Origin of the sequence: Mycobacterium sp. 2YAF39, from assembly GCF_052114565.1 — a bacterium.
Lineage (GTDB): Bacteria > Actinomycetota > Actinomycetes > Mycobacteriales > Mycobacteriaceae > Mycobacterium.
Window position 1 is genome coordinate 111,479 of the sequence record NZ_JBFREZ010000013.1, and the last position, 8,774, is coordinate 120,252.

General features: G+C 65.5%; 7 protein-coding genes and 1 pseudogene. 5 read left to right on the top strand and 3 right to left on the bottom strand.

The window, feature by feature from the left end; all coding sequences use genetic code 11:
* Positions 1-91: 91 nt before the first annotated feature.
* Positions 92-2,311 carry a DUF4185 domain-containing protein gene (locus AB4Z42_RS26785; protein WP_442012271.1) on the top strand — a complete coding sequence of 740 codons (2,220 nt, stop codon included), beginning with the start codon at positions 92-94 and terminating at the stop codon, positions 2,309-2,311.
* Positions 2,308-2,790 carry a hypothetical protein gene (locus AB4Z42_RS26790; protein WP_442012272.1) on the top strand — a complete coding sequence of 161 codons (483 nt, stop codon included), beginning with the start codon at positions 2,308-2,310 and terminating at the stop codon, positions 2,788-2,790. Before AB4Z42_RS26785 ends, AB4Z42_RS26790 begins: the two co-directional genes overlap by 4 nt.
* Positions 2,791-2,957: 167 nt before the next feature.
* Here the strand turns inward: AB4Z42_RS26790 and AB4Z42_RS26795 are convergent, their stop codons facing one another.
* The gene (locus tag AB4Z42_RS26795; RefSeq protein WP_442012273.1) at positions 2,958-3,827 is read right to left on the bottom strand and encodes a DKNYY domain-containing protein; all 870 of its coding nucleotides are present in this window, start codon (positions 3,825-3,827) and stop codon (positions 2,958-2,960) included.
* A gap of 16 nt (positions 3,828-3,843) precedes the next feature.
* Complete coding sequence (locus AB4Z42_RS26800) at positions 3,844-4,485, bottom strand: M15 family metallopeptidase (protein WP_442012284.1); 642 nt, start codon at positions 4,483-4,485, stop codon at positions 3,844-3,846.
* 120 nt (positions 4,486-4,605) lie between these two features.
* On the opposite strand from AB4Z42_RS26800, the gene AB4Z42_RS26805 reads away from it, so the two are divergent.
* The 3 genes from AB4Z42_RS26805 to AB4Z42_RS26815 are packed head-to-tail and all read left to right on the top strand — an operon-like array spanning position 4,606 to position 7,950.
* The gene (locus AB4Z42_RS26805; protein ID WP_442012274.1) at positions 4,606-5,856 is read left to right on the top strand and encodes a cytochrome P450; all 1,251 of its coding nucleotides are present in this window, start codon (positions 4,606-4,608) and stop codon (positions 5,854-5,856) included.
* A 40-nt stretch (positions 5,857-5,896) separates the two neighbouring features.
* Entirely contained in the window at positions 5,897-7,063 is a 1,167-nt protein-coding gene (locus AB4Z42_RS26810; protein ID WP_442012275.1) for an XdhC family protein, read from the top strand.
* Complete coding sequence (locus tag AB4Z42_RS26815; protein ID WP_442012276.1) at positions 7,060-7,950, top strand: NAD(P)-dependent oxidoreductase; 891 nt, start codon at positions 7,060-7,062, stop codon at positions 7,948-7,950. The genes AB4Z42_RS26810 and AB4Z42_RS26815 overlap by 4 nt, the downstream gene beginning before the upstream one ends.
* 596 nt (positions 7,951-8,546) lie before the next feature.
* On the opposite strand, the pseudogene AB4Z42_RS26820 reads toward AB4Z42_RS26815, so the two are convergent.
* Positions 8,547-8,774, bottom strand: a pseudogene (locus AB4Z42_RS26820) (hypothetical protein); the annotation flags it as partial.

Here is an 8,774-nt window from a genome sequence, read left to right on the forward strand (position 1 = left end):
CTTTTGCCGGTTTTTGCTGTGCGGTTGACCCCTGTGTTATTTAATAGCAATTGTTGTCGGGGTCGGGGCTCCATTTAAAAGGGGATTCTGCATGGGAGCTGCCAGCTATGTCGGCCGCGTCGGGGGACTAGCGGTCGCGTTGGGAGTCGGCACGGCGGTCGCGATGGGCACTGGCGTCGCCGCTGCGGATACGACGGATTCACCGGGTTCCACGACCGACTCCTCGACGAACGGCACCTCGACCACCGACACGTCGAAAACCGACACCTCGACCACCGACACGTCGACGACCAATACCTCGACAACCTCGACAACCTCGACAACCGACACGTCGACCACCGATACCTCGAAGACCGGCGACACCTCCACGACCTCCGAGACGAATGGGGCGACGCGGGGTGCGGTCGAACCCGGACAGGTGAGCGCCCAGACCAACACCGGCACGCTCGACACGTCCGAGCGGACTCCGGCCGACGAAACCGAGAAACCCAAGCCGGCAGAGACCGAGCAGCCCGCCGAGCAGCCCGCCGAAGAGGTCATTGAAGAAGAGCCCGCCAAAGAAGAACCCGTCGTCGAAGCCGACCCCAAGAACGACGAAAAGAAGGCCGACAACAAGGATCCGTCAAACGATCCCGCTTCGCGGACCCCCGAACAGTCGGGCACCATCACGACGACGCTGACGGGTCAATCGACGACGGACCCCGGCTCGGCCAAGCACGAGGAAGTCGTCGGCGGCGCCACGTTCGTCGACGCGCGCGTCCTCGCCGCTTCGGGACCGTTGAACATCTCGCCGATGATGGCGGCGCAGACGGCAGAAGACGTCACCGTTGTAGAAGAGACCGATCCCGATCTGCTCACCGAGGTTGTCGACGTCGTGTCGAACGTCGTCGACACATTGCTCAACCCGACGGCCGGAGACGTCCCGATCGATCCCGCTGCGCCACTGGCGTGGGGTTTGCTTGCCTTCGCCCGCCGCGAGGTGGACGACTTGGTCAATGCGCTCACCGCTAGCACGGAGGACGACATGACGCTTGCCTCCGCGCAGACCATGAGCCTGGCCCTTGCGGCGACTACACCGACGCCTCCGCCGACGGTGCGGCCGGGGTTCCCTGCACCCGGTCAATACCTGAGCGTCTCAACACAATTCATCGACTGGATCACCGGAAACAATCCAGCGAACGACACCCAGTACTACTACGGCGTCACGGGCACCGACCTCGGCATCATGTGGGACAACGGCATGGTCGACGACCCGACCACCGCAATCAACGAACACCAGGTCCTGATCGCCTTCGGCGATACCTTCGGCCTCGGCGGCATGGCGTCGGGCAACCAATGGCGATCCAACGTCTTGTTCCGCAGTGTCGACGCCGATCTGTTCAACGGCATGGACTTCACAGACCCAGAATGGTTCACCGGCAGCGACTTCGGCGGATCGCCGTTGACCTACGTCCCACCCGGTTCCCCGTACCAGTACATGGCACGGCAGATCATCTTCCCCGAGGGCCTACCCGCCGGGATCACCCTGATACCGACCGCGGGCATCTCGGTGCCAACGCCGGGAACCGAATACGGTGTGACGCAGTACATCAGCTTCATGTCGGTGACGCAGTGGGGCGCTCCGGGCGTGTGGACCACGAACTACTCGGCGATCGCCTACTCCACGGACAACGGCGAAATATGGCACGTGGCCCCGCAGACCGTCCGCTACAACAATGCGGCGACCGGCAACCAGAACTTCCAGCAGATGGCGTTCGTCAGGCCGGGCGACGGTTACGTGTACGCATACGGGACACCCAACGGTCGGCAGGGTGCGGCCTATGTTGCCCGCGTCGCCGAACGCGACATCCTCGACCTGTCCAAGTACGAGTACTACAGCTCGGGCACCGCCGGCGGCTGGTACGGCGTAGGCGCTACCCCGGCCGGATGGGTCAGGGGCAATCCGGCAGCCGCGACGCCGCTCTTCGGTCAGTCGACGACGACGCCAGGGGCCTGCGGAGCCGTGAACGTCAACCCAGGCAGCGCAGTCAGCGAGATGTCCGTCCAGTACAACCAGCAGCTGAAGAAGTACGTCGCACTGCACGGCGACCGGTCCAACAACATCGTCATGCGAACCTCCGACAGGCCGGAGGGCGGGTGGTCGGATCCGAAGGTCTTGCTGGCCCAGCAGAACGGTGGAATCTATGCGCCGATGATGCATCCGTGGTCGCCGTCGACGCAGGGCACAGGCACGGACCTGTACTGGAACCTGTCGCTGTGGTCGGAGTACAACGTCATGCTGATGAAGACAGACCTCAGCAAAGTGAAATGACCGTGTACCGCACGATCGCGGTGGCCACCGCAGCCTTCGCTGTGATGTTCTCGTCCGCCACAGCCGCCGCCGATCCCATTGCGCCGCAGGTGAATACGCCGTGCCCGCCCGACGCCGTCGGGGCGGCAACACAACCCGCGGACGCGAAGATGCCGCTGGTGTGCGCCGGTGGCAGCTGGCAGGCGGTGACGACTCCGCAGCCTCCCAACGACCGTTGGCTCAGCGTCGGTCCGCCGATCTCGTTGAACGGGAATGGTCGCCAGAATCCGGATGTCCAGTCCGGCCACTGGACCGCAACGCCGCGTAGTGCGGACACCCGATGCCGCGCCGAACAAACGACCGTTCTCGGCCCGGGCGTCCTCGCTGCACCCGAGGTCACCGAGGGCACCGCGGGCGAACGGCTCGACCTCACACTCCAGCCAAGGTTGTTCAAGCTGCAGCTCAGCGGCGATTGCCTGTGGACTCGAACAGGCGATTGAGACGTTGTGGGTTGGGTTCGCACCGAACCGGGTAATAGGGCCGCATGCTTGAAGTGAACGAAACCGCTGTCGTTACGTCCTGCGGCGGGTGTGGTTATCCGACGGATGGGTCGCAAGTCTGCGCCTTTTGCCTGCCGATGACCGAGCAGACCGCCGCTTAGCGCGGTTCAGTCCGCGAACGACATAGACGTTTCGTCGCACCGGGTGACTGCCCGGTTTTCCGGAAAGGTCGACGGGTTCGCCCCTGCGACAACGAAATTCCGGTAGTAGGCATGTTCTGCGTCGGCTGAGCACTCGAAGTCGGCGTTCAGTACGCGAAATGTCGAAGGGTCCGCGCCCATGATCGGCTTACCCATCCAATAAACCCGCGTGTTGTCGGCCGCATACGGTCCTTCGAGGGCGTGGAACGACGCCATATCGGCGTCGGCTATCCGGTCGGTGAAGTAGAAGATCCGCTGGTCGTCATGGGCGTACGCGCCGTGTATGACACGGAAGGTCGCCGGGTCGGCACCGTCGATGGGGTTGCCGTTGACGTGGACCGTCTTCGTGTCCTTGGTGAACAGGTAGTGGTCCGCGTTCGAGATGATCGCGAAGTGTGCCGGATCGTCGGACAGCACGTCACCGTCGCTCCAGTACACCGCGGTGCTGTCGGAGAACAGTTCGCCGTCGAGAAGTTCGAAATGGGCCGGGTCGTCGCTCACCCGGCGATCGCGTTGGTAGACGTGATGGGCGTCCTTGGCGAAGCCGGGACGGTCGAGGAGCTGGAACGTCGCGGGGTCCGCGTCCGGCAGCGGAGCGCCGTCGACGTAGACCGTCGACTTGTCGCGGGCGTAGGTCTGGTCGAACGCCTCGAACGAGGCGGAATCGGCGCCGTCGATCTCGAACGCGTCGCCGGGGAACGCGTGCAGGTAGTAGACCTTGTCGCCGCGAACGTGATAGCCGCCGGCGTTGAAGAGCGAGCTCGGGGGCGCATCTCTGCTGCAGCCGGGCAGTAACGCGACAGCGAGTAGGCACACTGCCGCAATCAATCTGCGCACCGGGGAATCAAATCACCTAATTCACACCGGCATCGAGAATCGGGTTGTCGGCGTAGGCGCCGGGTGCATCGAAGTGCCACCACTCACCCTTGTAGACGGTGAACCCCCCGACGGCCATCGCGTCGCGCAGCCGGGCGCGGTTCGCCTGCTCGGCAGGACTGACACCGTCGGTTGCGTATGCGTGCGCGCGGGGGGTGAACTCGTCGAAACCCGTTCCCATGTCCACGAGCTCACCGTCGTGCGAGAGCGTCACGTCGACCGACAGGCCCGCTTCGTGACTATGCGCGTAGGGCCCGGGCTTCGACACCCAGCCGGGTTCGGACACGGTGTCATACATCTTTATCTGGACGGCGTGCGGTCGGTAACAATCCCAGAAGACCAGCACGTCGCCGCTGGTCCGCAGCGTTTCTGCCGCGATCGCGAGGCCAGCGGCCATCGACTCGTCGACCAGGCACCGTGCCCCGTCGGGATACATCTGGACCCCGACGAAATTGTTCGGCGTCGCGTACCGCAGGTCGATGACGGCGTCGGGAACGACGGTCCGAACGTCGACCAGTCCGTCGGCGCGGGCCGCATCCGACACCGGCGGAATCGGTTGGTCCGGGGACGCGGCGGCGACACCTTGTGCGCCACCCGCGAGGCCGCAGACGACGAGCAGACCTGCAATGACCTGTCGCACTCGCACCTCATCTCTTCCAGTGGGGTAGTCGCCTACGCTAGTCCGCTTCCCGGTCTCGGATCGACGATCGACGTGTCCTTCAAACGCGAGGAGATTCCGATGACCACCGCTTTTGAAACCCCTGCATTCCACCTTCGACGTCCCAGCGTATTCGAGGCGGCCCTGCCGACAGTCGACTACGAGAACGCCCCCGATCCGCACGAAGCCCACCGACGACTCGGTGCGGCCGTGCGGAAGTCGCCGATCGCGATGGGGGCACACGGCCCCGAGATCCTGAGCTACGAACTGGCACGCACGGTGCTTCGCGACAACCGGCTGTGCGTACCGGAGGGCCTCGGCCTCGAGACGCAGGGCATCACGTCGGGCCCGCTGTGGGACCGCGCGAGCACAACGCTGCTGAGCATCAACGGAGAGGACCATTCGCGTCTGCGCCGCCTGGTGTCGAAGGCGTTCACACCGCGCGCGGTCGGCCGACTCGACACGGTGATCACCGAGATCATCACGCAATTGGTCGAGCCGTTGCTGCCGATGGGCCGTTGCGAGATCGTCGCTGACATCGCCCGCCCCTATCCGGTTCCCGTGATCGCGGAGCTTCTCGGCGCCCCGAGCGAGGACTGGAAGCTGTTCTCCGAGTGGGCTGATGACTTCTTCAAGCTGTTCAGCTGGAACGTCGCCGAACACGAGCAGACGATTCTGAAGGCGTGGCAAGAGCTGGACGATTACATCGACGCCATGGTCGCCGAACGCCGCAAATCGCTTACCGGCGACCTGATTTCGGAGTTGATCCGCGCCGAGGACGACGGTGACCGGCTGACCACCCCCGAGCTCCGCATGCTTGCGGCCGGAATCCTGATGGCAGGCACCGACACCACCCGCAACCAGCTCGCGGCTGCGGTCGACATCCTGTGTGACCACCCCGACCAGTGGGAGCTGTTGGCCGAGCACCCGGAACTGGCGATGAACGCGGTGGAGGAGCTGATGCGCTTCTACCCCGTCATCTTGGGCGCGATGCGGATGACGATCGAGGACGTCGAGTACGCGGGTGTGGTGATCCCGGCGGGCACGTTCGTCATGGTGAACACGTCAGCGGGCAACAGGGACCCCGAGGTCTTCGACGATCCCGACCGCCTCGACATCACGCGTAAGGGTGCCGCCCCCATGCAGACCTTCGGCGCCGGTGCGCACTACTGCCTGGGCGCGAACCTCGCCCGCCGGGAATTGGCGGAGGCTCTGATCGTCATGACCCGCCGGATGACGAATCTGCGCCGGACGGCACCGGCGCAGTGGAAGCCGCTGGTCGGCATCACCGGTCCGGCAGTACTTCCCGTCGAGTTCGACGAGCGCTGCTGACCTGCACAGCCGCGGCGCGGGTCGGGCTTACACTGCGACCGTGCGTGACGTCCTCGAGGGGTTGCTGTCGGTATGGCGGACCGGCGGCACGGCAGGCGTCGCCACCGTCGTGCGGACCGTCCGATCCGCGCCGCGGCCACCAGGGGCCACGATGTTCGTCGCGCCCGACGGCACCGTCGCCGGCTCGGTGTCCGGCGGCTGCGTCGAGGCCGCCGTCTACGAATTGGCCAACGATGTCGTGGCATCCGGACGGCCCGAGCTGCAGCGTTACGGGTTCACCGACGACGATGCGTTCGCCGTCGGGCTGACCTGCGGCGGCTTGATCGACGTCTTCGCCGAACCGATGTCCCGCGACACGTTCCCCCAATTGGAGGCGATCGCCGACGATCTCGCCGCGCACCGGCCGACGGCGGTCGCCACCGTGATCACGCACCCGGACCCACTGTGGTTAGGGCGGCGACTTGTCATCGGGACGCATTCGATCGACGGCTCTCTCGGATCGGATCGCGCCGATGCCGCGGTGGTCGACGATGCGCGCGGACTGCTTGCCGCCGGGCAGTCGACGGTGATGTCGTACGGCCCGGACGGCCAGCGCCAGGACAGCGGTATGGAGGTCTTCGTCGCCAGCCACGCCCCGCGCCCCCGGATGCTGATTTTCGGCGCGATCGACTTCGCGGCGGCACTTGCGCGGCAGGGAGCACTTCTCGGCTATCGCGTAACGGTGTGCGATGCGCGACCGGTGTTCGCCACTCCGGCCCGGTTCCCGGGCGCAGACGAGGTGGTCGTGGACTGGCCGGACCGCTATCTCGCCGATCAGGCGGCATTGGGGGCCATCGATTCGCGCACAGCGATTTGTGTGCTCACCCATGACGCGAAGTTCGACGTTGCCGTGCTGCGGGTAGCGCTGCGACTGCCGCAGACGTGCTACGTCGGTGTCATGGGTTCGCGTCGCACCCATCGCGACCGGATCGACCGACTGCGCGAGGCGGGTGTCACCGAGGCCGAATTGAGCAGGTTGTGCAGCCCGATCGGCCTCGATCTCGGTGCGCGCACGCCGGAGGAAACCGCGGTGTCGATCGCCGCGGAGATCATCGCGCACCGCTGGGGCGGCGGCCGCGGCCGCCTCAGTGAAACCTCCGGGCGCATCCACCACGATCTCGGCGAGCTAGGCAACACACAGTCAGACCGGGCATGGTGGACGCCATGAAGATCGGGTTCGTAGGACTGGGAAACATGGGCGCGGGCATGGCCGGCAATCTCATCGAGGCTGGGCACGAGGTCACGGCATACAACCGCTCGCAGGACAAGGTCGAGGCGTTGGTGCAGCGCGGCGCGAAGGCCGCGCGCACGGTTGGGGAGGCGTGCGGTGGCGACGTTGTCATCACGATGCTGGCCAACGATGATGCGGTCGAGGCGGTCACGTTCGGTGCGGACGGCATCCTCGCGTCGCTTCCGTCGGGCGCGACGCACATCTCGTCGAGCACGATCAGCCTCGCACTCGCCGAGCGGCTGACCGACGCGCATGCGTCGGCGGGACATCGGTTCGTCGCGGCCCCGGTTTTCGGGCGTCCCGAGGCGGCCGCGGCGGCCAAACTGTTCGTGGTCGCCGCCGGTGAACCCGATGCGGTGCAAGCGCTTTCGCCGGTCTTCGATGCCATCGGTCAGCGGACGTTCGTCGTGGCCGAAGAGCCGAAGGCGGCGAGCCTGGTCAAGCTGAGCGGTAACTTCCTCATCGCGTCGGTGATCGAGTCGCTCGGTGAGGCGATGGCGTTGGTGGAGAAGGCCGGTGTCGATAAGCAGGAGTACGTCGAGCTGCTGACGTCGACCCTGTTCGACGCGCCGGTCTACAAGACTTATGGCGGACTGATGGCCCGCGAGGAGTTCGAGCCGGCCGGGTTCGCCGCGTCGCTGGGCCTCAAGGACGTCCGCCTCGTCTTGGCCGCGGGCGAGTCCCTGCAGGTGCCGATGCCCGTCGCCAGCCTGGTACGCGACCGCTTCCTCACCCTGCTCGCCAACGGCGGCGCCCATCTCGACTGGTCCGCCCTCAGCAAGGTCGCTGCGTGGGAAGCCGGGACCAGGTCGATCGATAACTAGAACGTGGTGGCTTGTTCCATTGGGGCTTGGGTGCGGTGGTGCTCGGGTTGTCTTGTGGCGGGGCATCTTCAGCCTACGATCGGCCCGGTGGTGTCGGGTACGTCCGTCTTCACGATGGGCGCGGTGGTCAGCACAGGGTGGGGAACAGCTTTCGGTTGCCGGGGTGGGTGGTGTGGCTCTGCCCGTAGGTGAGTATCAGATGACGGTGCCGGCGGGGATCCTTTTCGATACAGGTCGCTCGCCGGGCGGTCGCCCCTGTCAAATGACAGGTTCAAGTGTTAAATTTTCGCACTCCAACAGCAGGAAAGAGGCGTGCCATGCGCGCAACAAGATCACGCACCGCTCGACTATCAGTGGCAGCGGGTGCATTGTCCGCCGCGCTCGCTGTGATTGGTGTTCCCGTCGCAGTCGCCCATGCGGACGACTTGACGTGCTCGAACGGCGAAGTAGCTTTGGACGGCACCTGCGTTGCGCCCAACGGCAACGCCTCCGGCGCCCTTGGGCTTCCGCAAGGCAACGTCAGTGATGTGGTGTCGTCGCTCAACAACCCAAGCCTCTTCGACACTCCCTTTCAGCTCACCGAATCAGAGGTGGCTTCACCCGGATTCAATGGCGGCGGCAACGAGGGCGGCGGCCACGGGCGCTGACCCACGCCGTAGCAGATGCGGTTTGTTTCGTTCGGCGAGGTGGTCGTCGTTGAGGCGGCGTTGTTGTTCGATGTATTCGCGCCGCGACTGTGCGCGGGTCTGTGTGCGGCGCGGCATCATCAGGCCGCGGTTCGGTTGAGCGGCAGCCCCATTGGTCGGTACACAGACGGATGCGGT

Coding starts and splice junctions, on each gene's coding strand:
- AB4Z42_RS26785 (WP_442012271.1), top strand. CDS start 92: ATGGGAGCTGCCAGCTATGTCGGCCGCGTCGGGGGACTAGCGGTCGCG.
- AB4Z42_RS26805 (WP_442012274.1), top strand. CDS start 4,606: ATGACCACCGCTTTTGAAACCCCTGCATTCCACCTTCGACGTCCCAGC.
- AB4Z42_RS26790 (WP_442012272.1), top strand. CDS start 2,308: ATGACCGTGTACCGCACGATCGCGGTGGCCACCGCAGCCTTCGCTGTG.
- AB4Z42_RS26815 (WP_442012276.1), top strand. CDS start 7,060: ATGAAGATCGGGTTCGTAGGACTGGGAAACATGGGCGCGGGCATGGCC.